Genomic DNA, 20,968 nt, shown 5'->3' on the forward strand with positions numbered 1-20,968 from the left:
AGGCCGACAGATCCGGTTGAGGACCCGAGGTCAGTCAGAGGTTGAGTCAGACCTGCCCGGGAACCGCTCATGAACATCCTCACTGTCAGTGGTGGGCGGGGGTCAGCGGTGCGGGGGAGCCGCCGGGGGTGGCGGCGGACCGGTGCTGGTCGCGGCGTTCGAGGGCGGCGGACCAGAGGGCGAGCAGCAGGGCGGCCGCGGTGAGCAGGGCGCCGACCCAGTTGGGGGCGGTGTAGCCGAGGCCGGCCGAGATGACCAGGCCGCCGAGCCAGGCCGCCAGGGCGTTGCCGAGGTTGAAGGCGCCGATGTTGACGGCGGAGGCGAGGGTGGGGGCGCCGTGGGCCTGGTCGAGGACGCGCTTCTGCAGCGGGGGGACGGTGGCGAAGCCGAGGGCGCCGACCAGCAGGATCGTCACGGCGGCGGCGACCTTGTCGTGCGCGGTGAGGGTGAACAGGGCCAGGACGACGGCCAGGCCGCCGAGGGTGGTGTAGAGCAGGGGCATCAGCTTGCGGTCGGCGAACCTGCCGCCGAGCAGGTTGCCGAGGAACATCCCGACGCCGAACAGCACCAGCAGCCAGGTGACCGCGCCCTCGGAGTAGCCGGCGGTGTCGGTCATCATCGGGGCGATGTAGGTGATCGCGGCGAAGACGCCGCCGAAGCCGAGGACGGTCATCGCCATCGCGAGCAGCACCTGCGGGTTGCGGAAGGCGGTCAACTCGCCGCGCAGGTGCGCGCCTTCGGGGCGGGGCAGGCTGGGGACGAGCTTGCCGATGCCGAGCAGGCCGAGCAGTCCGAGGGCGGCGACACCGGTGAAGGTGGTGCGCCAGCCGACGGCCTGGCCGATGAAGGTGCCCAGCGGGACGCCGACGATGTTGGCGACGGTGAGCCCGGTGAACATGGTGGCGATGGCGCCGGCCTTCTTCTGCGGGGCGACGAGTTCGGCGGCGACGACCGAGCCGATGCCGAAGAACGCGCCGTGGGCCAGCGAGGTCACGATCCGCCCGGCGAGCATCAGCGGGAAGCTGGGGGCGGCGGCGGACAGCAGGTTGCCGATGACGAACAGGCCCATCAGCAGCATGAGCATGGTCTTGCGGCTGATCCGGGTGCCGAGCACGGTCATCAGCGGGGCGCCGATGACCACGCCGAGTGCGTAGCCGGTGACCAGTAGGCCGGCGGTGGGGACGGTCACGCCGTAGTCGTCCGCGATCTGGGGCAGTAGGCCCATGATCACGAACTCGGTGGTTCCGATCCCGAAGGCCCCGATGGCCAGGGCGAGGAGTGCGAGGGGCATGGCGCGACCTCCGTGCGATTGCTAGTGCGCCTTACGTGCCTCGACAATAGTTGCAAGCGCGGGCTATGTGCAAATGCGGGCAATAACCGTCGGCATGCCCGAGGCCTAAACTGGAGGCCTGCTCGTGCCCGGCCGGGTACCCGGCCCGCACCTGGCCCGTACCTGGCTCGCACCCGGCCCGTACCTGGAAGGAGACCGTGCCGATGACCGCCACGGACCCCGCGCTGACCGCCCTCGCCAACGGATGGGCCGCCCTGTACGTCCTGTACGGCAGGATCGAGGCGCACATCGAGCGCGCCCTCCAGGCGGAGCACGACCTGAGCGTGCGCGAGTACTCGCTGCTCGACGTGCTCAGCCGCCAGCACGACGGCGAGGGCGGCCACCTCCAGATGAAGCAGGTCGCCGACGCGGTCGTGCTCAGCCAGAGCGCCACCACCCGGCTGGTCTCCCGGCTGGAGGACCGCGGGCTGCTCGCCCGCTACCTGTGCCCCACCGACCGCCGCGGCATCTACACCGACGTGAGCGAGGACGGCCTGCGGCTCCTGGCGCAGGCCCGGCCGACCAATGACGCCGCGCTGCGCGAGGCGCTCGACCAGGCCGCCCGCAACCCCGAGCTGGCCCCGCTGGTCTCGGCCGTCGAGGCGGTCGACCCGCCCGCGCCGCTGCGGCGGCCCTGAGCGGCCCGGGTGGACCTGAGCGGCCCGGGCGGCCCTGAGCGGCCCGGGCGGTCGGCGTGCCGGCCCCGGGCCCGGAACGGCGTCGGGCGGGCCCGCGGCACTCGGTGTGCCGTGGGCCCGCCCGTGCTCCGTGCGGGGCGGCCGTCGCGCCGCGGCCGCGGGTCAGTGCGGGAGGACGGCGTCGGCGGTCGCCGGGAGCGGGTAGGCGTCCGGGTCGACCGGGCCGGGCAGGTCGGTGGCCGGGCGGGCGGGGGCGTTGGGATCCGGCAGCGAGGGCTGGGCGGGCGGCGCCTGCACCTGGTTGAACGGCACGCCGGGCGGGGCCTGGACCGGCGCGGCCCGGCCGGCCGTGAGCGGGCTGCGGCTCTGCGCCTCGCAGGCGGCCCGCGCCTCCAGGTCGTCCGGGCTCTGGGTGGCGGGCTGGTTGCCGGTGAAGCAGTTGCCCGGGTCGGCGGAGGCCAGTACCAGGTCGACGCCGTTGCCCTCGGTGCGGTTGCCCTTGACCAGGTTGCCGGCGGCCGGGTGCCCGGGCGGGTCGGTGACGATCACGCCGGCCGAGCGGTTGCCCTTGACCAGGTTGCGCTCGACCCGGTTCGCGGTGCCGCCGCCGATCCCGATGCCGATGCCGAAGCCGCCGTCGGCCTGCTCGGGGGTGTCGGAGGCGTTGTTGTCGGTGACGGCGTTCCCGGCGATCACGGCGCCGTGCTGGGGGGCGAGGGCTTCCAGGTCGTTGGAGTTGACGGTGACGCCGACCCGGTTGCCGACCACCCGGTTGCCGAGGAACCAGAGGTTGTCCGAGGCGTTGGTGATCTCGATGCCGACCGCGTTGCGCTCCACGGTGTTGCCGCGCACCAGGGTGTCGCAGGGCTTGCACTGGCCGACGTAGACGCCGGAGTCGGCGCCGCCGGAGGCGTAGGAGTCCTCGATGACCCCGGCCCGGGCGTCGAAGGCGTAGATCCCGTACAGGCCGTTGTTGTAGGCGGTGACCCGCGTCGCCCGGAAGCCCTGGAGGGCGGGGAAGCGGGTGGTGTCCAGCGGGTTGTAGGCGGAGCCGCCGGCGCCGCGCTGCTGGAGCTTCTCGTCGGTGACGCCGGTGAACAGCACGCCGTTGGCGAGGTAGCCGTGCACGGTGAGGTTCTCCACCACCGAGCCGGCGCCGGTGACGGTGACCCCGTTGACCAGCCGTACGCCGCCGTCCAGCACCACCGCGTTGCGGTCGGTGCCGCGCAGCACGATCCGGGGCCTGGTGATCCGCACGCTCTCCTGGTACGTCCCGGGGGAGACCAGGACGGTGTCGCCCTCGCGGGCGACGTCCACGGCCTTCTGGACGGACGGGAAGTCCTGCGGGACGCGGACCACGGTGCCCTCCGGGTGCCGGGCGTCCGAGGAGGGGGCGCCGGTGGAGGAGCAGCCGGCCAGGGCGAGGGCGGCGACCACCAGGGCGGGGAGGGCACGGACCCGGCCGCGCGGGCGGTGCGGACGGCTCGGGCGGCGGCGCTGCGGTGCTTCGGAGGCGGATTGACGGACAGTCAAAAGTTGCATACGGGGTGTTCTATCGTCTCCAATGTCGGTCATGCATGCCGAAACCGGAAAGGCGCGGAAACAGCCGGGGGCCGCCAGGGGCGGGGTGGACCGGAGGACGCTGATCGCGGGCGGCGGCGCGGTGCTGGCCGCCGGGGTCGGCGCGGGGGCCGTGGCCCTGGGCCGCGGGCCGGCCGCCGCACCGCAGCCGCCCCCGGCGGTGCCGCAGACGCCGTTCCACGGGGACCGGCAGGCCGGGGTGACGGCCCCGCAGCAGCCGGCCACCCTGCTGCTTGCCCTGGACCTGGCGCCCGCCGCGACCTCCGACGGGCGGACCGCACTGCGCTCCCTGCTGGGGGAGTTGACCGGGGTGCTGGCCGATGCGGCGGGCGCCGGCCCGGCCGATCCCCGGCTGCGGGACGGCGAACCGGCGCGGCTCAGCAGCCTGGTCGGGGTCGGTCCGGGCGCGGCCGCCCGGCTCGGGCTGAACGTCCCGCCCGCGCTGGCGGAGCTCCCGGCCTTCCCCGGGGACCGGCTGGACCAGGCGCGCGGCGGCGGCGACCTGGTGGTCCAGCTGTGCGCCGCGGACCGCTGGCCGCTCACCGTGGTGGCCGAACTCCTCGGCGGCGCGGCGAAGTCGGCGGGCGCGACGGTGCGCTGGAGCCAGCCCGGCTTCCTGCCGCGCACGCCCCCGGGGACCACCCCGCGCAATCTCTTCGGCTACAAGGACGGCACCGCCAACCCCGCCCCGGCCGAGGCCCAGCAGTGGGTCTGGGGCCCGCCCGGCCCGTACGAGCACGGCACCGTCCTGGTCTACCGCCGGATCCGGATGGACACCGCCGGGTTCGCCGCCCTCCCGGAGGACCGGCGCGACCTGGCGATGGGCCGCCGGCGCGGCGACGGCGCCCCGCTCACCGGCACGGCCGAGCACGAGGACCCGGACATCTACGCCAAGAACCCGGACGGCTCGTACGTCATCCCCAACAGCGCCCACGTCCGGCTCAGCAGCCCCCGGCTCGACTCCGGCGCCCGGATGCTGCGGCGCGGCTACAGCTACGACGATGCCCCCGACGACCGGGGGCTGCTGTTCTGCGCCTTCGTGCGGGACCCGGCGCAGTTCACCCGGGTGCAGAACCGGCTGGCGGCCAAGGACGCGCTCAACCCCTTCCTGGTGCACACGGCTTCCGCGGTGGCCTACGTACTGCCGGGGGTGCGGGAGGGCGGGGTGCTGGGCGAGGGGTTGTGGGGGTGACGGGGTTGTGGGGGTGAGGGGACGGGGCGCGCGGTCGGGCAGGCGGTCGGACGGACGGCCTCACCAGGCGACCGGGATCGCGGCCGGGCTGCGGGTGGTGCTGCCCAGCTGCCAACTCAGCTGCTCCAGCGGGGTGGTGAGGCGCAGGCCGGGCAGGGCGGTGGCCAGCCGACGGAGCGATTCGCGCAGTTCGAGGCGGACCCGCCAGGCGCCGATGCAGTAGTGCGGGCCGGAACTGAAGGCGAGGGTGGGGGCGTCGAGGGGCCGGTCGAGGTCGGCGTCGAGGCCGTCGGAGTAGACGGCGGGGTCGCGGTTGGCGCTGCCGAGGCTGATGGCGACGACGGCGCCGCCCGGGATGGTGGCACCGCCGAGTTCGATCGGGCCGGTGGCGCGGCGGACGGTGGCCTCGTCGTCGCCGAGCGGGATGAAGTGGAGCAGGCGTTCCGTGGTGCGTTCGGTGATGTCGGGGTCGACGAGCCGGGGCCAGTGGTCGGGGCGCTCGCCGAGGAGGTAGGCCAGGGCGTTGCCGAGGATGCCGACGATGCTCTCGTTGCCGCTGGCGGCCAGCCCGCAGACGAGGTGGACCAGCGACTCCTCCGGGACGCTGCCGTCCTGATCGGCGGCGACCACGATCCGGCTGACCAGGTCGTCCCCCGGATCGCGGCGTCGGCGCTCCATCAACTCGACGGTGTAGGAGCTGAATTCCGCGATCGCTCCGCTGTGGTCCTCGGCCGCGTCGCCACCCTGGGCGAGGACGGCGAGGCCCCAGCGGTGCAGCTGCTCCTCGTCCACGCGCTCGGGTCCGGTGTCGTCGAGCCCCATCAGCCGCGCGGTGACCGTGAACGGCACCGGCCGAGTGAGGGCGGTGACCAGGTCGGCGGGCGGCCCGGCGGCGACCACCGCGTCCACGGCCTGTTGGACGGCGTCGGCGATCAAGGGCTGCCAGGCGGCGATGGAGCGCGGGGTGAAGGCCTTCTGGATGGTGGCGCGCAGACTGCGGTGGGCGGCGCCGTCCTGGTTGAACAGGGACGCGGGGTTGGCGGCCACGTCGGAGAGGGCGCCGACGGCCCCGACCTCATGCAGGTCGGTCCGGGTGACACGGGGGTCGCCGAGGACCTGCCGGACGTCGTGGTAGCGGGTGACGAGCCAGGCGGGGGTGCCGTCCGGGAGGGTGGTCGGGTGCGGCGGCTGGGCGGGGGTGAAGGGGAGCCGGTGGAGCGGCGGGAGCGGGGTGGTGGTGGTGGTGTCGGTGCTGGCTGCGGTGTCGGCTGCGGGGGAGGACATGGAACCCTTCGGGGTCGGCGGCGCTGCGGGGCACGGGCGTCCAACTGTCATATTTTCTGCGGGAATTGGAACCTTCTGAGGGTTTTCCCGTTTCGGCCCGATGCTACGCCCCCGACCCCTCCCCGGGCGGTCTCGACGCCTGCCCGCCCGCCCGGGGGTGCGCGCCGAGCCGGGGCGGTCGGGTCAGACGGCGAAGGCCCGCAGGTGCTCGGCGAGGGTGGTCCGGTCGACGGTCGTGCCGGTGAGCGAGACGTACCCGTCCGGTCGGACCAGCACCACGGCGTCGCCGCGCAGGCCGTACGCGCGGGCGGCGTGGCCGTCGGGGTCGCGGACGGCGGCGACCCGCAGGCCGGGGAGGTCCGGGAAGTCCTGTAGGCCCTGGAGCGCGGGTCGGGCGGACGGGTCGGCCGGGGCCGGGTGGGCGCCGAAGGCCAGCAGGGTGAAGTGCGGGCCGCGGAACAGGTCGAACAGCCGGACCGGCGTGCCGTCCGCCGTGGTGCAGGGCGCGTCCGGGGCCCGGTCGCCGGCCCGGATGCCGGTGGTGTCGTCCAGGTCCCGGCCGAGCGGGCCGCCGCGGTAGTCGATCGAGAGCCCGGTGAGGTCGGTGTCCTGGACGGCCAGGGTGCGGAACTGTTCGGCCATCACCGTGGCGCCGCCGCCCTGGAACGCCGCCTTGTGATGGGCGGAGGTGGCGTCGAGGCTGGCCCGGGCGATCGGCCGGCGCTCCTCCTGGTAGCTGTCGAGCAGTTCCTCGGGCGCGCCGCGCAGCACGGCGGCGAGCTTCCAGGCCAGGTTGTGGGCGTCCTGGATGCCGGTGTTCATGCCCTGGCCGCCCGCCGCGGACTGGCAGTGGGCGGCGTCCCCGGCGAGCAGCACCCGGCCGTCGCGGTAGCGCTCGACCAGCCGGACGGTGGGGCGCCAGACGGTGGACCAGATCGGCTCGTGCATCAGGACCCCGGGCAGCCCGGCCCGTTCGGCGAAGAGCCGGCGGAAGGTCTCCAGGGTGGGCGCGGGCAGCTCGCCGTGCTCGTCCGGGTCGACGGCGGCGTGCACCGCCCACTTGCCGTCCTGCCGCATCGGGACGATCGCCATGGCGCCGCCGCCGAACTTCGGGTGGTTCCAGAGGTGCATGTGGTCGGGGTCCAGGCCGTCCAGGTCCATCGAGGCCATGAGGAAGCGCTCCTCCTCCCAGGTCTCGCCGAGGAAGGGGATGCCGGCCAGCTTGCGGACGGTGCTGCGGCCGCCGTCGCAGCCGATCAGGAAGCGGGCGCGCAGCTGCGCCGTCCGGTCGCCCTGTCGGACGGTGGCGAGCACGCCGGCGGTGTCGCGGGCGTCGTCGGCGTGCCGGGAGTCGTCGGAGTCCTGGACGCAGTCGGTCAGTTCGCTGCCGGTCTCGACCCTGACGCCGTACTCGGCGAGCCGGTCGCGCAGGACGGCCTCGGTCTGGTGCTGGGCGATCATCAGCGTGCCGGCGTACGGGCGGTCGGGGGTCGGCAGCCGGGTGGCCCCGGGGTCGAACTCGTGGACCAGCCGGGCGCCTTCGTAGGTGCGGATCCCGAGGTTGAGCACGCCCCGGTCGAGGATCCGCGCGGCCACGCCGAGGTCGTCGAACACCTCCAGGGTGCGCGGGTTGACGCCCTTGCCGCGGACGCCGGCGGTGCGGAACGCGTCGTCCCGCTCGATGATCCGGCAGTCGACGCCGGCCCGGGCCAGCCCGATGGCCAGCGTGAGCCCGACCGGGCCGGCGCCGACGATCAGGACGTCGGTGGTGGGTGTGGAGTCGTGCGAGAGTGCAGCGCGCATGGCGGACGCCCCTGTCCATTCGGTCATAAGATACGGCGCGTTTCCTGTTTCCGACTGTAGACTGCCCTCGATAGGAAACGCAACGTATCTACGAGGGTCGGGTGCGGAAACCGGTGGCGAGCGGCAGAGCGGGCGCCCCGCGGAGGCGCGGGGACGAACTGGAACGGGCGATCCTGGACGCCGTCTGGGCCGAACTGGCCGAGCACGGCTACGACCGGCTCACCATGGACGGCGTCGCCGCCCGCGCCCGCACCAGCAAGCCGGTGCTCTACCGCCGTTGGCCGAACCGGGTGGAACTCGTGGTCGCCGCCCTCGGCCGCAACGCCCCCGACTACCGGGAGCCCCCGGACACCGGCGACCTGCGCACCGACCTGGCGATCCTGCTGGGCGGCCTGCTGCACCGCTTCGACGACCTGCCGACCGACGCCGTCCACGGCTTCCTGGTCGACCTGATGCGCGTCCCCGAACTGCGCCTCGTCTTCCACCTGGGTCTCCGTGCGCCGGGGCCGGTGGACGCGTTGGCCGCGATCATGCACCGGGCCGCCGACCGGGGTGAGGTCGACCCGGCCCGGCTCACCCCGCGGGTCGTCTCACTGCCGCTGGACCTGCTGCGCGACGCCTTCCTGATGGGCGGTTCGGTGCCGGCCGACCGGGTGATCGACGAGGTGCTGGACGAGATCGTCCTGCCGCTGCTCGGGGCGCCGGTCGGCCGGTAGGGCCCGCCGGGTCCGGATGCCCTCGGATGCCCGCGGATACCCCTACCCCGTAATGACGAACGCCCTCCGGCGGCGGTGTGCCGCCGGAGGGCGTCGGTGCGGGTGGGCCCGGGTTCGAGTCCGGGTCAGGAGCGGACCAGGCGGGCGATGGCCTGGTTGGCCTCGCGGATCTTGGCGTTCGCCTCCTGGCCGCCCTCGGCGATGGCGTCGCGGACGCAGCATTCGATGTGCTCGTCCAGGAGTTGCAGCGCGAAGGACTGGAGCGCGCGGCTGGCCGCGGAGACCTGGGTGAGGACGTCGATGCAGTAGGTGTCCTGCTCGACCATGCGCTGCAGGCCGCGGATCTGGCCCTCGATGCGGCGCAGCCGCTTGAGGGAGTCGTCCTTGTGGGGGCTGTAGCTGGCCATGGCCGCCTCCGGTTCCCGTGCGGTGAGGAGTTCCCTCACTCTACCGGGGCGCGGTGGGGCGGAAATCGGTCCGGACGGGGCGCGGGGCCGACGCCCGGACCGACGGGGCGTCAGGCGTCGACCCGGCCGACCAGGTCGTATCCGGCCTCGTCGACGGCGGCGGCGAGCTCGGTGTCGGCCAGCGGGGCGGTGCTGTCCACGGTGACCCGGCCGGTGGCGAGGTCGACCGTGACCCCGGTGACGCCGGCGACCTTCTCCAGCTCGGCGGTCACCGCGCCGACGCAGTGGCCGCAGGTCATGCCCGCCACCTGGAGGACGGTGCGCTCGGCGGTGGTGGCGGCGGGAGCCGCGGCCGCGCCGGTGCCGCACGAGCCGCAGCAGGAGCCCTCGGTGGCGGACGGCTCGACGGTGACGGTGGTCTCGCTCATGGTGTGCTCCTGTCGTCAGTGCGTTCGTCGTCAGTGCGGGCGACGCCTTCCGGAGTGGCCCGGGCGGCTGCTTCGATGATGAACATACCATACCCCCCTAGGGTACGCAGAGAGGCGCCGATCCCCTTCGCCGTCCGACGGACGCGTGGCTGCAGTCGCCGGTAGGGGAGTGCGACAGATGCACGGGGGATGTCCGGCACGTCATGGATCTTCGGGGCGAGCAGCCCAGGAGGCGTGCCCCGGGCGCGGTCGACCTCGACGAGGTCAAGCCCTGGGCGCGGGGGAGGAGCGGCCGGGCGTCAGTGGACGGTGACCTGGATGCTCTTGGTGACGTCGCACCTCAACTCCGCACGGTTCGGTGCGTCGGGCCGGCAGTCCCACGCGTTGCCGAACGCCCAGGTCAGCGTGGTTGTCCCGGCTCCCAGGGCGGTGAAGGTCCGGTCGAACTCCGGGGCGCAGCCGGGTACGGGCGGATTCGTCGAGCAGGGGGTGAGGACGAAGTCCGGGCCGCTCTGCAGCACGGCGCCGTCGCCGGCCGAGCTGAGGTACCAGAGCTTCGACAAGGCGCCCCCCGTGGTCCTGACGCCGAGCCGCTGTCCGACCGCGAGGGACACCGTGCTGGGCGGGTACGGCTCGGTGGCGTCCCCGGCGGTCGCCACGGCCGGAAGGGCCACCTCCGTCTCCGGACGGGTGGCGGTGACCATGGGGGCGGCGGTGCCGGCGGCGGGGTCGGACCACCATCCGGCGGAGTAGGAGAGGAGCAGCAGCGCGACGGCCAGCAGCACCACCACATCCCTGATGACTCGGCGCAGCAGTGGTGTCATCGGTTCTGGGCTGCTGCGGATGATGGGCGGGGCGCCGGAGGCGGAGGGACCGACGGGGCACGAGCAGCACCACGGCCACCACTGAGGCCTGGTGCGCGGGTTCAGACGGGCGGGAGCAGGTCGCTCTCGCTGACGGTGTACGTCAGCGGGGGATAAACGAAGTCCGTCTCCTGGTTCTCGCGGCGCCGCAAATGGTAGAACGCGCGGCGCTGCTCCTCGTCGGCCGAGGTGAGGCGGGCGCCCTGGGGGAGGTACGGGTGCCCGTCGTCGCCGAACCGGAGGAGGGTCTTCGAGGTGCGGAAGGTCAGGCCCAGCCACACGTTGTCCGTCGCGGGGACGGGCTTGTCCAGGACGATCCGGTGCCGGAGGCGGCGGTTCGACTCGACGGAGAACACGATGACGCCGTCGTGGGTGAGCGGGAGCTCGAACCGTTCGCCGCCGACCGGCTCCTTCGACTCGACGATCAGCCTCCTCGGCGGGCCCGCGTCGGGGTCCCGGTAGCAGGAGAAGACGGCGATGAAGGAGCCCTCGGCCAGGTCGAGGGCCTGGTCGGAATGGGCGCCCATGGTCGTGTATGCGTTCGTGTAACTCTCGAAGAGGGCGTTGTCGAAGGCGAGCGGGAGCCCGGCGTGCTCCTGGATCCGCCGTGCCAGCCGTTCGTGGACCGGGCGGAAGCGCTGTGCCGGGTGGGCGTACCGGGTGGTGGTGCGGACGAGGGGCACGCCGCCCGTCCCGTCGGGCCTGGTGAGCGTGGTGCCCCGGCGGCCCTTCCCCAGCTCCTCCAGGAGGGCCGAGCCGGACAGTTCGGCGAACAGTCCCGGCTCGGCGGGCAGGGCGTAGGAGCGGACCTGGTCCGCGATGCTAGGCACGAGGGGCACGGTAGTCCCCCGTGTTCATGCTGAACCGGAACCGGTCGCCGTAGTCGACGAAGGCCCAGCTCCGGTTCTCCTCGGCGTACAGCCCGCGCAGCTCGTCCGTCCCGGTCCCGGTCGGCGGCTCCAACTCCACCAGCTCACCGGCGGACTTGAGGAACGTCCGGCCGTCCCGGTGGAGGGCCTCGGTCTTCGAGCAGCGCACCACGTAGCCGAGTCGGGTCGGGAGCAGCCCGGCGTCCAGGGCCGAGGGCCGGATCTCGTGGGTGTAGAGGCGGTTGGTGGACAGCGGCACGAAGAAGACCGACCCGGGGTGGAGGGTCAGCTCGAACTGGGCCGGGAGGGCGTCCCCGTGGGCTTCGCGGGCGGAGTCCTTGAGGCGGAAGCGGAGCCTGGTCAGGCCGCTGGTGCGCCCGGTTCCGTGGTCGAAGGGGTCGTCGGCCAGGGGCTGGAGCTCGTCGAGGCCGTCGTAGAAGGTGCAGAAGGCCATGATGCCGTCCGCGGGCATGTCCTTGGTCTTGTCGGCGTGGGACGAGATCTTGGCCTTGGACTGCTTGCGCCCGGGCGTGGCCCGGGTGTTGTGGTAGGTCTGCGCGAGGACGTGGTTCAGCGGCGCGTGGTCGCGGAAGACGGTGGCGGCCTCGCGGTTCAGGGCGTCGACGATGTCGGTGTCGGTCGGGCCGAAGTTCTCGGTCGGGCCGGACAGGTTGGTGGAGCAGCGCAGCAGCCGGAAGTGCAGGTCGTCGCCGTCGCGGGTGACGGGGGTGAGGTAGATCCCGCTGCGGTGGGCCGAACCGGGCTTGTCGGACTCGGTCAGGGACTGGAACGCGTGCTCGGCACGGACCCGGTGGAAGTGGTCGGCCTCGGGCTCGAAGAAGCGGGGGTAGTAGACGCCGGCGCCGTGCACCCGGACGGGGACCCGGCCGAGGCCGACGACGGGCCAGGGGGCGTCGGCGTGGTCGGTGGAGAGCTCCCGGACGACGAACACGCGGGCGGCGGGGGCGAGTCGGCGGCCGTCGAGGGCGGAGATGTCGCCGGCGAGGTAGAGGGTCTTCCCGGTGAGGTCGGTGGAGGCGAGGTCCTCGGGCCCGATCGTCGCCCCGAAGAAGTCGAGGTTGCGCACCGTCGGCGGTGCGACCAGGACGTTGTGCGCATCGTCCAAGCGTGCTTCGCCGTGGCCCGTGGTGTCCGTCGTCGTGTCCATCGGTTGCTACCTGCCGTTCGCTGCCCTGGGAGGTGCGCGGGACGTCGGGCGGGCCGACTTCTCGCGCAGGCATGTTCAGGTGGTGGGGAGTTCGCCGGCCGCGACGGCGGCGACGAAGGACACCCATGCCTCGGAGGGGAGGACGAACGCGGGGCCGCCGGGGTTCTCGGGATCGCGGACGGGGACGCGCCGAGGCGCCGGGCGATCCGCGAGGATCGCCCGGCGCCTGCGGTACGGGCCGGACCCCGGGGTCAGAACCGTCCCTGGTTCAGGGCGTTCTGCAGGGCCCTGATGGTGGCCGGGCCCCACTGGCCGTCGACGGTGAGGCCGGCGCCGCTGGCGTTGAGGAAGGTCTGCAGCGCCCGGTAGGTGGCGGGGCCGGGGTCGCCGTCCTCGACCAGTCCGGCGTTGCCCCACACGTTGAGGTGGTGCTGGAGCGAACGCTTGGAGTCGGGCCCCCACTGGCCGTCCGGGGTGGAGCCGCAGACCCGCTGGACGGCCATGATGGTCAGGGTGCCGAACTGGCCGTCGACGGTGAGGCCGGCGCCGTCGTCGATGTACGCGAAGTACGCGGACTCGGTGGCCGGGCCCCACTGGCCGTCGGCGTTGGTGCCGACCTTGCCCTGGAGCCAGCGCACGCCGGCGGCGGTCTTCGGCCCCCAGGCGCCGTCGAGGTCCAGCGCCGGGCTGTAGCCCATGTCGTTGACGGCCTGCTGCTGGCGCGCTATCGAGCGCACGGACGTCATGGGGCCGCCGCCGGACGAGCCGCCCCCGAAGGCCTTGAACGCCGATTCGGTACCGGGCCCCCACAGGCCGTCGGCGGTGACGCCGACCTTGTTCTGCAGCCAGCGCACGCCGGCGTCCGTCTTCGGCCCCCAGGCGCCGTCGACGTCCAGTGCCGGGCTGTAGCCCAGGCCGTTGACCGCCTGCTGCTGGGCGGAGACCGACCGCACCTGGGTCATGCCGCCGCCGCTCGCGCCGCTGGAGTCGGTGGGCGGCGGGGTGTAGCCGCTGCCCGCCCAGTCGATCGGGCGGACCTGCGCCGGCATGCCGTTCTGGACCCAGGCGCGCAGCTGCGCCCCCGGGCAGTCGGTGGAGTTGCCGGGGAGCATGCCGTGGTAGGTCTTGGTGAGGACGTGGCCGGCCATGTCGCAGGCCTTCTCGTACATCGACCGGATCGCGGACATCGCGATGTCGGTGGCGTCGCCGCTCTCGCCGATGAAGCAGACGCCGATGTGGGTGGTGTTGGCCCCGTAGGCGTGCGCGCCCTGGAGGTACCAGCCGCGGCCCTCGAAGATCCGGCCGCTGGTGTCGACCAGGAAGTTGTAGCCGATGTCGGACCAGCCGTTGGAGTCCATGTGGTAGTTCTGGATCGACCGGAGCGTCTGGGTGGTCGGCCCGTCCGAGTAGTGCACGGTGAACCCGGTGCGGTTGCCGATGGCCACCGGCGTGATGTCCTTCGCCGGGCGGGCGCCCCACTGGGCGCGGGAGTAGATGTGCAGGGTGTCGGAGTCGGGGCCGGCACCGGTGCCCGAGCCCCGCTCGATGAAGGAGCCGTCCTTGACGTACGGGTAGAGCTTCCCGGGGCAGTCCGTGTGGGTCACCGTGCGGACGTCCGTGTGCCCGACGATCCGGAGGCCCGCGCCCTTCTCGTTCTGCAGCCAGCCGCAGAGCGTCCTGATGCCCGCGACCATCTCCGGGGTCACGTCGTCGTCGGCGCCCATCAGGCCCATCACGGCGTAGTAGTCGGAGTTGGCCCCGGGCGACTCGGTGCCGTTCGCGCCGGACCGGTAGTTGAGTCCGCGCCCCTCGTAGATGGAACCGTGCCTGCAGACCAGGAAGTTGTACGGGATGTCGTCGTACTCGGGCTCCCCGTTGCCGGTCCACTCCCGGATGTCCTGGGTGAGGCCGTGGTGCATCGACTCGTCCTGGATCTTCCTGACCAGTGCGGCGCACTGGCTGTGGGGATCGACGGACTTGTGCCCGCCGCCCTCGTGGTGGATGACGATGCCGCCGACCCACGGGGAGAAGGGACCGAAGTCGGTTGTCTTGGGCGGCTGGGCGCCCCATTCACTGCGCGAGATGATGGTGACCATCTGGTTCTCCGGAAGTCGTGCTGGGCTTGCTGACAGGACGGGCGGGGCGGGCGTCGGGTGAGTCGGGCGTCGGGTGCGCTACGCGGCCCCGATGACGCCCCCGTCCGTCCGCCGGATCACGAGCACGGCCGAGCGCGGGCGGCCGCCGGCGTCGTGGTCCGGCCAGTTGCTGACCGCGCGGGGATCGTCCTGGGTGGGCGTGCCCCAGGCGAGGGTGTGCTCGCCCGGGTGCTGGACGTTGACGAACATGGTGCGGCGGTCCGGGGTGGTGACCACGCCGGTGATCTCGGCGCCGCGCGGGCCGGTCAGGAAGCGGCGGATCTCGCCGGTGGCGGGGTCGGCGGCCAGCATCGCGTTGTTGCCCAGGTGCTCGTGGCCGGTCTCGGCCCGGTTCTGGTCGAAGGCCGGGATGCCGGTCCCGATCCACAGCCGGCCGTCGGCGTCGGACCACAGGTTCTTCGGCGAGGCGAACATGCCCGCGGCGTCCAGGTGGACCTGGTGGTCGTGGGCCGGGTCGCCGGCGAGCACGAAGACCTGCCAGTGGAAGCCGGTCGCCCGGCCGTCGCCCTGGTCGGCCGTCCCGTCCTCGCGCCAGCGGATCACGTGGCCGTACGGGTTCTCGGCGCGCGGGCTGACCGCGGCCCGGTGGGCGTTCGGGCCGGCGGCGCAGTGGCCGAGGCCCGGGCTGTTCGCGAGCGCGCAGAACGCCGTCCCGTCCGGGCTCACCGAGGTCTGCTGGGGCCGCTCCAGCGGGGTGGCGCCGAGCGAGTCCGCCGCCAGCCGGGCCCGCAGCAGGACGTCGGCCTGGTCGGCCCACCCGTTGGCGACGGTCAGCGGGCCCTGGCCGTGGGTCAGCGGCAGCCACCGGCCGGTGCCGTCGTCCTCGAACCGGGCGACGTACAGGGTGCCGTGGTCCAGCGGGCTGCGGCCCTGGGAGCGCAGCCGCCACCAGCTGTCCGAACCGACGAACTTGTAGAGGTAGCCGCCGTTCTCGTCGTCGCCGCTGTAGACGACGACCCGGCCGGCGGACTCGGTCACGCTCGCCCCGACGTGCTGGAAGCGGCCCAGCGCGGTGCGCTTCACGGGTGCCGCCTGCGGGTCGGCCGGGTCGATCTCCACCACCCAGCCGAAGCGGTTGGCCTCGTTGCCGTTCACCGCGAGGTCGAAGCGCGCGTCGGCGCGGTGCCAGCCGTGGCCGTCGCCGCGGGCGCCGAGGCCGGCCCGCTTCTGGGCGCGGGTCGCCCGCCACGTCCGGTCGTCGGTGCCGAAGTAGCCGGCGGTGTTGCGCTCGCCCGCCAGGAACGTCCCCCACGGGGTCACCCCGTGCGCGCCGGTGCCGAGCGTGCCCGTGGCGGGTGTGCCGGTCCGCAGGGCCGGGTGGTCGGCGCCCACCGGTCCGGAGAAGGTGACGGGCGTGGCACCGGTGACGCGCACGTTGCGCGGGGAGTCGGCGAGCTGCCAGGTGCCGCCGGTGCGGCGCACCTCCAGCACGCTGACGCCGTGCGCGGCGAGCGCCTTGGCGACCTGCTCCTTGCTCACCCGTCCCTCCGTGGCCGCCGCGCCGGTGCGGCCGTACAGCAGGGCGGCGTCGGTGGACTCGTGGGTGAGCACCAGGGTGCCGTGGGAGTCGTCGGTGCCCGGGAAGAAGTGCAGGCCGGCGTGGTGGGAACCGACCTGCTCGGCCTGCTCCGCCGCGGTGTTGCCGCCGTCGGCACGCCACTTCGGGCCGCTCTCGCGCACGGCCTGCCCCCACGGAGCGAGCACCTGCACGGAGTACCCGGCGGGCACGGTGACGGCGTCGGCGCTGCTCGCGGGGACGGCGGTGAAGCCGAGCGGGTGCGCCGCCGCACCGGCCGTGCCCGGCTGCCCGGCGGGGGCGGCGGAGGCGGGGGACGCGGAGAGGCCGAGGAACGCGGCGAGGGCGATGGTGCCGCCGGTCAGGGCCTGACGGCGCGACAGGCCGACGGCCACCACGTCGTCGAACGTGCGGCGGGGTGCTGTCTCCGGTTGCGGAGTGTCGTGATCTGGCATGGTCGCCACCCAAGGGAAGTCGGCCCGCCGGGGCGGGGTGCGGGGCTGAAGAGGACCGGGTGCGTGCGCCGCGTCCCGTGCTCGGGGGCCGTGCGGCGACAGCCGGTCGGCCGGAGCGAAAGGTCGGCCGGAGCGAACGGATCGCCGCGGGTCTCGCGGACCTGAACCTAGATCGAGTTCGACCCCCGTAGCCATCCTGAATCCGTCTCAGATGCTCCGGCGCCCCATCCCGGGACGGCGTGGGACGGCGGGGACGCAGGGGACGGGAACCGGAGCCGGGCCGACGGGCATCGTGGTACCGGAATCCGGCGATCCACGGTTCCGGACGGACGGAAGAGCACATGGAGGCGGCATGCGGTCAGCGCGGGAGCGGCGGAGCGGCTGGATCCGGCGGGCGGCCTGGACGGCGGCCGCCCTGGTCCTGGCCACGGGCGGCACGCTGTTCGGCAACAGCCGCGTCCTCGCGGCCTGGCACTACTGCCTGGTCCAGGACCACGAGCCCAACCCGAACCTGGCGATGGCCACGGTGTCCTGGTGGACGGTCGTGCTCGTCGCGCTCCTGGCGCTCGGCGCACTGCTGGGCCGCCGGCCGAGCAGCCGCCGGTACCGCCTGCCGGCCCTGCTCGCCGCCGCGGCCGTCCTGACCTGGCTCTACGTCACCGGGATGGGATCCCCCGCGCCGCTGCAACCCGGGCAGCCCCGGGACTCCGTGTGCCGGGTCCTGCCGCCCTTCCCCTTCACTGGCTGAGCGGCCGCGAGCCGCGGACCGGCCGTACGCGAGAACGCCCGGCCGGGAGGTCCCGGCCGGGCGTTTCGTCAGTCCACGACGGTCCCTAGCACCAGACCGGGCGGGAGCCGTAGTTGGCCTGGTAGTCCAGCTTGGCCCAGGTCAGCGGGCCGACGATGCCGTCGGGCTTGAGGCCGGTGCAGGTCTGGAACTTCTGCACCGCGGCGAGGGTCTTGGGGCCGAAGTACCCGTCGACGTCCGGGCCCTGGTAGGCGAGGGAGTTGTACAGCTCGCACTGCAGGGCCTTGACCGCGTCACCGCTGTCGTCCTGGGAGAGCTCCGGCTCGCTGGTGCTGTAGCCGCCGCAGAGCTGGCTCGGGGACGTCGCGGCCGAGGCGCTGCCGGCGGTGGTCACGCCGAAGCCGGCGGCCAGGAGGGTGGCGACCGCGACGGCCGCGAGCTTGTTGCGCATGGTTCTTCCTTCGGTACGCGTGACGGGGAGGACTCGGTCGGGCCGGGTCAGCAGATGTAGTTCGCCGCCGTGTCGATGTCGCTCTGGTTGTCCAGCCTGTTCCAGGTCAGCGGGCCGACGATGCCGTCGGGGTCGAGACCGGCGCACTTCTGGAACTTCTGCACGACGGCGAGGGTGTTCTTGCCGAAGATCCCGTCCACCTTGAGACCGGCGCCGCGCACGCTGTAGTTGAGCTCGCACTGCAGCGCCTTGATCTCCGGGCCGCTGTCGTTGAGGCTCACCTGCGCCTCGTTGTCGCTGTAGTAGCCGTACTGGGTGCACACGGCGGGGGTGCTGGCGGACGCGGTGGTGGCGGTGCCGATTCCGAGGCCGGTGAGCATGACGGCTCCGGCGGCGATGGCAGCGAGCTTGGTACGCATGGGTGTTGTCCTTCACAAAGGTCAGGTCGATGGTCGGGGTGGGACGGCGGGGCCCCTGCCGGCCGGGCCGGGTGAACGGCCCCGGGCGGTCAGGCCGTGACGTGGTACCAGTAGCCGCCGGTGCGCAGGGTGACGTAGTGCACGTCGGTGCCCGTCTCCTTGGCCTCGTACATCATGTCCGCGCCGGTGGCGGAGTCGGTGCCGGCGTAGAGCACCACGTGGTGGGTGTTGTGGGCGTCGGTGCCGAAGTACTCGACGTCGCCCGGCTGCCGCTGGTCCTCGGTGATCGGGGTGAGGTGCTTGTCCAGGGTCTGGTCGGTGGTGTCGCCGCCGTTGGCGAGGTCGATGCCGGCGCCGAACCAGAAGGCGGCCCGGACCAGGCCCGAACAGTCCATCCCGGCCGTGGTGTTGGCCGGGCAGGGCTGGATCGAGCCGGTGTAGCCGTCGCAGGTGCCCAGCGACGGGCCGGGGCCCTCGCCGCGCAGCGAGTGGCCGCCGCCCCACACGTACGGGACGCCCAGGTAGGACTTGGCCGCGTTCAGGACCTTGGTGGCGTCGATCGGGCCGCTGGGCAGCGGGGCGGGGGTGGCGGTGTAGAGGGCGTTCTTGACGCCGGCGCCGACGATGCCGTCGATGGCCAGGCCCTGGGCGGCCTGGAAGTTGCGTACGGCGGTGTCGGTGGCGGGGCCGAACTGCCCGTCCACGACGAGGCGGCCCGCGTTGAAGGTGTTCAGCATCGTCTGCAGGGTCGAGGCGCACTGCCCGCTCGCCCCGGTCTGCAGGTTCCCGCACTGGGTGCGGAGGTCGACGGTGCCGGAGGCGGCGGTGGCCGCCGTGTCGAGCGCCGACTTGGTGGCCGGGCCGACGATGCCGTCCGCGGTGAGGCTGTGCGCGCCCTGGAAGGTGCGCACGGCGCCGTCGGTGGCGGGCCCGAACTGGCCGTCCACGGTGAGGTGGGCGCCGGTCAGGTTGAGCTCCGCCTGGAGCTGGGTGACGCAGCCGTCGGCCTCGCCCTGCTGGAGGTTGGCCGGGCAGGACGGGGAGGTGATCGGGATCGGGGCCGGCGGGGTCGCGGCGGAGGCGGTGGAGGCGCCGAGGCCGGTCAGCGCGGACGCCAGGGCCAGGCCCAGGCCCAGGCCCAGCGACAACCGGCGCCGGGCGGGGAGGGGGGTGCTGCTCACAGGAGGGTCTCCGGTTCCGTGATGATGCGCCAGGGCGGCCGGTGATCAGCCTCCCTGACGCCCGGTGTGCTCGACGGGCGGGTGCTACTCGAACAGCCCCGAGTCGCTGGGTATGTAGGGGAAGCAGGCGCCGTGCTTCCCGCCGTACTGCGCATCACCGCGGTAGAGGAGGTTGTCGCCGGTGAAGGGGCCGACGATGCCGTCCGGCTTCACGTGGACGAAGGACTGGAACCACTGGACCTGGTCCTTGGTCTTCGGGCCCCAGATGCTGTCCTCGTCGATGGTCGCCCGGTTGTTGGCCCGGGCGACGTCGTTGAGCAGGTGCTGGACGCACCAGACGCCGGTGGAGTCGTTGGTCTGGTTGTCGCCGATATAGCCGGCGGACTCGGAGGCGGCGGCGGTGCCGGCCAGGCCCAGCAGGGCGGTTCCGGCCATGGCCACCGCCAGCACGGCGCGACCGAAGGACTTCGCGGTCATGGGTTGCTCCTCGCGGTACGGGTGGTCAGGGGCCGTAGGTGGTCGGGATGTACTGCCAGCAGTAGGCGTCGTAGCTGCCGACGTAGTACGGGTCGCCGTCGCTGATGATCGCGTTCCCGGTGAGCTGGCCGACGTAGCCGTCCTGGAGGAGCGACCGGCCGCTGATGAAGGTGTGGGCCTGCAGCCACTGGACGGCGGACTTGGTCTGCGGGCCCCAGAGCCCGTCCTCCGCCAACGGCGCGGGGCGGTCGGCCTGCGTGGTGCGGTTCAGGAAGTAGTTGATGTTGTGCTGGACGCACCACACGGCGTGGGTGTTGTTGGCGTAGCCGTCGCCGATGAACGGCGCGCCCTGGGCGGCGTCGGCGGTGCCGGACAGGCCCAGCAGCGCCGAGCCGGCCAGGGCCAGTGCCGCCGCGGCGCGGCCGAAGTTCCTCTTGCTCATGCGTCAGTCCTCCTGCGCCGGTTGATCAGGGGCCTTCGACGGTCGGGATGTACTGCCAGCAGGGGGCGCTGGGGCTGCCGACGGAGTCGGGGTAGCCGTAACCGACGATCAGGGATCCGGTGAGCGGGCCGACGATGCCGTCGGACTGGAGCCACTGGCCGCCGACCATGGCGTCGGTCTGCATCCACTGGACGGCGGCCTTGGTCTTCGGCCCCCAGTAGCCGTCCTCGTCCAGCCGCGCGGGGCGGTTGGCCTTGGTCGTGATGTCGATGAAGCGGTTGAGGTTGTGCTGGACGCACCACACGGCCTGGTGGCTGTTGGGGTAGCCGTCGCCGATGTACGGCGCGCCCTGGGCGGCGCTGGCGGTGCCGGACAGGCCCAGCAGCGCCGAGCCGGCGAGGGCCGCCGCCACCACGGTGCGGCCGATGGTCTTCAGGGTCATGGGACTCTCCTTGCGGGACGGTGGTCGGGGGCGGCGTGCCGTCGGGCACGTACGGCCCCGGGCGGTACGCGGTGTGGGGCCCGGGCGGGCTCCGCCGCGCGGGACCGGCCTCGGCGAAGGCCGGGAGGTGCTGCCGGTACGCGTCGGATCGGGTGGGCGCCGTCGGCGCGCGGCCACCCTGCTGCGGCGGGGACGCTGCCGTACTCTGCCGGACTCCGTGGTCCGTCCGGAAGGTCTTCCGACGTCCCATCAGTCCCAGGGACGTGTCCCACGGTGCGGCCCCGCTCCGTGGGACGTGAGGTGGGGCGCGGGCCCGGGTTCCGGGGAACCTGGTCGCGGTCTTCTCCAGCGCCGTCCGCAAGGGCCGCTGGCGCCCCGGCCGCCGCACCCACGCGTACGCGG

The 20,968-nt window shown here is 73.4% G+C and carries 21 protein-coding genes; 4 read left to right on the forward strand and 17 right to left on the reverse strand.

Going from position 1 to position 20,968, the window contains the following annotated elements:
* Positions 1-85: 85 nt before the first annotated feature.
* Positions 86-1,291 carry an MFS transporter gene (locus tag ACFXPX_RS38670; protein WP_380644716.1) on the reverse strand — a complete coding sequence of 402 codons (1,206 nt, stop codon included), beginning with the start codon at positions 1,289-1,291 and terminating at the stop codon, positions 86-88.
* Positions 1,292-1,494: 203 nt separating this feature from the next.
* Here ACFXPX_RS38670 and ACFXPX_RS38675 point away from each other — a divergent pair, with 203 nt between their 5' ends.
* Complete coding sequence (locus tag ACFXPX_RS38675) at positions 1,495-1,968, forward strand: MarR family winged helix-turn-helix transcriptional regulator (RefSeq protein ID WP_380527472.1); 474 nt, start codon at positions 1,495-1,497, stop codon at positions 1,966-1,968.
* A 162-nt stretch (positions 1,969-2,130) separates the two neighbouring features.
* Here ACFXPX_RS38675 and ACFXPX_RS38680 read toward each other — a convergent pair whose 3' ends face one another.
* Positions 2,131-3,510 (reverse strand): right-handed parallel beta-helix repeat-containing protein, encoded by a 1,380-nt coding sequence (locus tag ACFXPX_RS38680; RefSeq protein WP_380644717.1) that lies wholly within the window; start codon positions 3,508-3,510, stop codon positions 2,131-2,133.
* Between the two features lie 31 nt (positions 3,511-3,541).
* Between ACFXPX_RS38680 and ACFXPX_RS38685 the strand changes: the two genes are divergently transcribed.
* The gene (locus ACFXPX_RS38685) at positions 3,542-4,741 is read left to right on the forward strand and encodes a Dyp-type peroxidase (RefSeq protein WP_380527476.1); all 1,200 of its coding nucleotides are present in this window, start codon (positions 3,542-3,544) and stop codon (positions 4,739-4,741) included.
* 60 nt (positions 4,742-4,801) lie between these two features.
* On the opposite strand, the gene ACFXPX_RS38690 is transcribed toward ACFXPX_RS38685, so the two are convergent.
* Both ACFXPX_RS38690 and ACFXPX_RS38695 read right to left on the reverse strand, forming a co-directional pair.
* Complete coding sequence (locus tag ACFXPX_RS38690; protein ID WP_380644718.1) at positions 4,802-6,025, reverse strand: cytochrome P450; 1,224 nt, start codon at positions 6,023-6,025, stop codon at positions 4,802-4,804.
* Between the two features lie 183 nt (positions 6,026-6,208).
* On the reverse strand, positions 6,209-7,828 hold the full coding sequence (locus ACFXPX_RS38695) for an FAD-dependent oxidoreductase (RefSeq protein WP_380644719.1): 1,620 nt from the start codon (positions 7,826-7,828) through the stop codon (positions 6,209-6,211).
* Between the two features lie 113 nt (positions 7,829-7,941).
* On the opposite strand from ACFXPX_RS38695, the gene ACFXPX_RS38700 reads away from it, so the two are divergent.
* Positions 7,942-8,544: a TetR/AcrR family transcriptional regulator gene (locus tag ACFXPX_RS38700; RefSeq protein ID WP_380527483.1), complete on the forward strand. Its 603-nt coding sequence runs from the start codon at positions 7,942-7,944 to the stop codon at positions 8,542-8,544.
* A 125-nt stretch (positions 8,545-8,669) separates the two neighbouring features.
* On the opposite strand, the gene ACFXPX_RS38705 is transcribed toward ACFXPX_RS38700, so the two are convergent.
* From ACFXPX_RS38705 to ACFXPX_RS38735, 7 genes are all read right to left on the reverse strand, one after another.
* A complete protein-coding gene (locus ACFXPX_RS38705) occupies positions 8,670-8,951 on the reverse strand; it encodes a metal-sensitive transcriptional regulator (protein ID WP_380527486.1) in 282 nt (93 codons plus the stop codon).
* Positions 8,952-9,061: 110 nt separating this feature from the next.
* Positions 9,062-9,379, reverse strand: coding sequence for a heavy-metal-associated domain-containing protein (locus ACFXPX_RS38710; RefSeq protein ID WP_380644720.1), 318 nt, complete (start codon positions 9,377-9,379; stop codon positions 9,062-9,064).
* Between the two features lie 299 nt (positions 9,380-9,678).
* Positions 9,679-10,203 carry a hypothetical protein gene (locus ACFXPX_RS38715; protein ID WP_380644721.1) on the reverse strand — a complete coding sequence of 175 codons (525 nt, stop codon included), beginning with the start codon at positions 10,201-10,203 and terminating at the stop codon, positions 9,679-9,681.
* A 101-nt stretch (positions 10,204-10,304) separates the two neighbouring features.
* Complete coding sequence (locus ACFXPX_RS38720) at positions 10,305-11,072, reverse strand: hypothetical protein (RefSeq protein ID WP_380644722.1); 768 nt, start codon at positions 11,070-11,072, stop codon at positions 10,305-10,307.
* Complete coding sequence (locus ACFXPX_RS38725; protein ID WP_380527496.1) at positions 11,065-12,279, reverse strand: hypothetical protein; 1,215 nt, start codon at positions 12,277-12,279, stop codon at positions 11,065-11,067. Before ACFXPX_RS38725 ends, ACFXPX_RS38720 begins: the two co-directional genes overlap by 8 nt.
* Positions 12,280-12,530: 251 nt before the next feature.
* Positions 12,531-14,375: a peptidoglycan-binding protein gene (locus ACFXPX_RS38730; RefSeq protein ID WP_380527498.1), complete on the reverse strand. Its 1,845-nt coding sequence runs from the start codon at positions 14,373-14,375 to the stop codon at positions 12,531-12,533.
* Between the two features lie 78 nt (positions 14,376-14,453).
* Complete coding sequence (locus tag ACFXPX_RS38735) at positions 14,454-16,406, reverse strand: PhoX family protein (RefSeq protein ID WP_380644723.1); 1,953 nt, start codon at positions 16,404-16,406, stop codon at positions 14,454-14,456.
* Between the two features lie 352 nt (positions 16,407-16,758).
* Between ACFXPX_RS38735 and ACFXPX_RS38740 the strand changes: the two genes are divergently transcribed.
* Positions 16,759-17,154 carry a hypothetical protein gene (locus ACFXPX_RS38740; protein ID WP_380527501.1) on the forward strand — a complete coding sequence of 132 codons (396 nt, stop codon included), beginning with the start codon at positions 16,759-16,761 and terminating at the stop codon, positions 17,152-17,154.
* Positions 17,155-17,239: 85 nt separating this feature from the next.
* Here the strand turns inward: ACFXPX_RS38740 and ACFXPX_RS38745 are convergent, their stop codons facing one another.
* From ACFXPX_RS38745 to ACFXPX_RS38770, 6 genes are all read right to left on the reverse strand, one after another.
* On the reverse strand, positions 17,240-17,605 hold the full coding sequence (locus ACFXPX_RS38745; protein WP_380527503.1) for a peptidoglycan-binding protein: 366 nt from the start codon (positions 17,603-17,605) through the stop codon (positions 17,240-17,242).
* A 47-nt stretch (positions 17,606-17,652) separates the two neighbouring features.
* The gene (locus ACFXPX_RS38750) at positions 17,653-18,024 is read right to left on the reverse strand and encodes a peptidoglycan-binding protein (protein ID WP_380527505.1); all 372 of its coding nucleotides are present in this window, start codon (positions 18,022-18,024) and stop codon (positions 17,653-17,655) included.
* Between the two features lie 89 nt (positions 18,025-18,113).
* A complete protein-coding gene (locus tag ACFXPX_RS38755) occupies positions 18,114-19,205 on the reverse strand; it encodes a peptidoglycan-binding protein (protein ID WP_380644724.1) in 1,092 nt (363 codons plus the stop codon).
* 84 nt (positions 19,206-19,289) lie between these two features.
* Positions 19,290-19,682: a peptidoglycan-binding domain-containing protein gene (locus ACFXPX_RS38760; protein WP_380527510.1), complete on the reverse strand. Its 393-nt coding sequence runs from the start codon at positions 19,680-19,682 to the stop codon at positions 19,290-19,292.
* Between the two features lie 25 nt (positions 19,683-19,707).
* The gene (locus tag ACFXPX_RS38765; protein ID WP_380527511.1) at positions 19,708-20,124 is read right to left on the reverse strand and encodes a peptidoglycan-binding protein; all 417 of its coding nucleotides are present in this window, start codon (positions 20,122-20,124) and stop codon (positions 19,708-19,710) included.
* Positions 20,125-20,149: 25 nt separating this feature from the next.
* Positions 20,150-20,566 carry a peptidoglycan-binding protein gene (locus ACFXPX_RS38770; protein WP_380527514.1) on the reverse strand — a complete coding sequence of 139 codons (417 nt, stop codon included), beginning with the start codon at positions 20,564-20,566 and terminating at the stop codon, positions 20,150-20,152.
* Between the last annotated feature and the right edge of the window lie 402 nt (positions 20,567-20,968).

Source organism: Kitasatospora sp. NPDC059146, from assembly GCF_042786665.1.
Classification (GTDB): domain Bacteria; phylum Actinomycetota; class Actinomycetes; order Streptomycetales; family Streptomycetaceae; genus Kitasatospora.

Coding starts and splice junctions, on each gene's coding strand:
- ACFXPX_RS38670 (WP_380644716.1), bottom strand. CDS start 1,291: ATGCCCCTCGCACTCCTCGCCCTGGCCATCGGGGCCTTCGGGATCGGA.
- ACFXPX_RS38675 (WP_380527472.1), top strand. CDS start 1,495: ATGACCGCCACGGACCCCGCGCTGACCGCCCTCGCCAACGGATGGGCC.
- ACFXPX_RS38680 (WP_380644717.1), bottom strand. CDS start 3,510: ATGCAACTTTTGACTGTCCGTCAATCCGCCTCCGAAGCACCGCAGCGC.
- ACFXPX_RS38685 (WP_380527476.1), top strand. CDS start 3,542: ATGCATGCCGAAACCGGAAAGGCGCGGAAACAGCCGGGGGCCGCCAGG.
- ACFXPX_RS38690 (WP_380644718.1), bottom strand. CDS start 6,025: ATGTCCTCCCCCGCAGCCGACACCGCAGCCAGCACCGACACCACCACC.
- ACFXPX_RS38695 (WP_380644719.1), bottom strand. CDS start 7,828: ATGCGCGCTGCACTCTCGCACGACTCCACACCCACCACCGACGTCCTG.
- ACFXPX_RS38705 (WP_380527486.1), bottom strand. CDS start 8,951: ATGGCCAGCTACAGCCCCCACAAGGACGACTCCCTCAAGCGGCTGCGC.
- ACFXPX_RS38710 (WP_380644720.1), bottom strand. CDS start 9,379: ATGAGCGAGACCACCGTCACCGTCGAGCCGTCCGCCACCGAGGGCTCC.
- ACFXPX_RS38715 (WP_380644721.1), bottom strand. CDS start 10,203: ATGACACCACTGCTGCGCCGAGTCATCAGGGATGTGGTGGTGCTGCTG.
- ACFXPX_RS38725 (WP_380527496.1), bottom strand. CDS start 12,279: ATGGACACGACGACGGACACCACGGGCCACGGCGAAGCACGCTTGGAC.
- ACFXPX_RS38730 (WP_380527498.1), bottom strand. CDS start 14,375: ATGGTCACCATCATCTCGCGCAGTGAATGGGGCGCCCAGCCGCCCAAG.
- ACFXPX_RS38735 (WP_380644723.1), bottom strand. CDS start 16,406: ATGCCAGATCACGACACTCCGCAACCGGAGACAGCACCCCGCCGCACG.
- ACFXPX_RS38740 (WP_380527501.1), top strand. CDS start 16,759: ATGCGGTCAGCGCGGGAGCGGCGGAGCGGCTGGATCCGGCGGGCGGCC.
- ACFXPX_RS38745 (WP_380527503.1), bottom strand. CDS start 17,605: ATGCGCAACAAGCTCGCGGCCGTCGCGGTCGCCACCCTCCTGGCCGCC.
- ACFXPX_RS38750 (WP_380527505.1), bottom strand. CDS start 18,024: ATGCGTACCAAGCTCGCTGCCATCGCCGCCGGAGCCGTCATGCTCACC.
- ACFXPX_RS38760 (WP_380527510.1), bottom strand. CDS start 19,682: ATGACCGCGAAGTCCTTCGGTCGCGCCGTGCTGGCGGTGGCCATGGCC.
- ACFXPX_RS38765 (WP_380527511.1), bottom strand. CDS start 20,124: ATGAGCAAGAGGAACTTCGGCCGCGCCGCGGCGGCACTGGCCCTGGCC.
- ACFXPX_RS38770 (WP_380527514.1), bottom strand. CDS start 20,566: ATGACCCTGAAGACCATCGGCCGCACCGTGGTGGCGGCGGCCCTCGCC.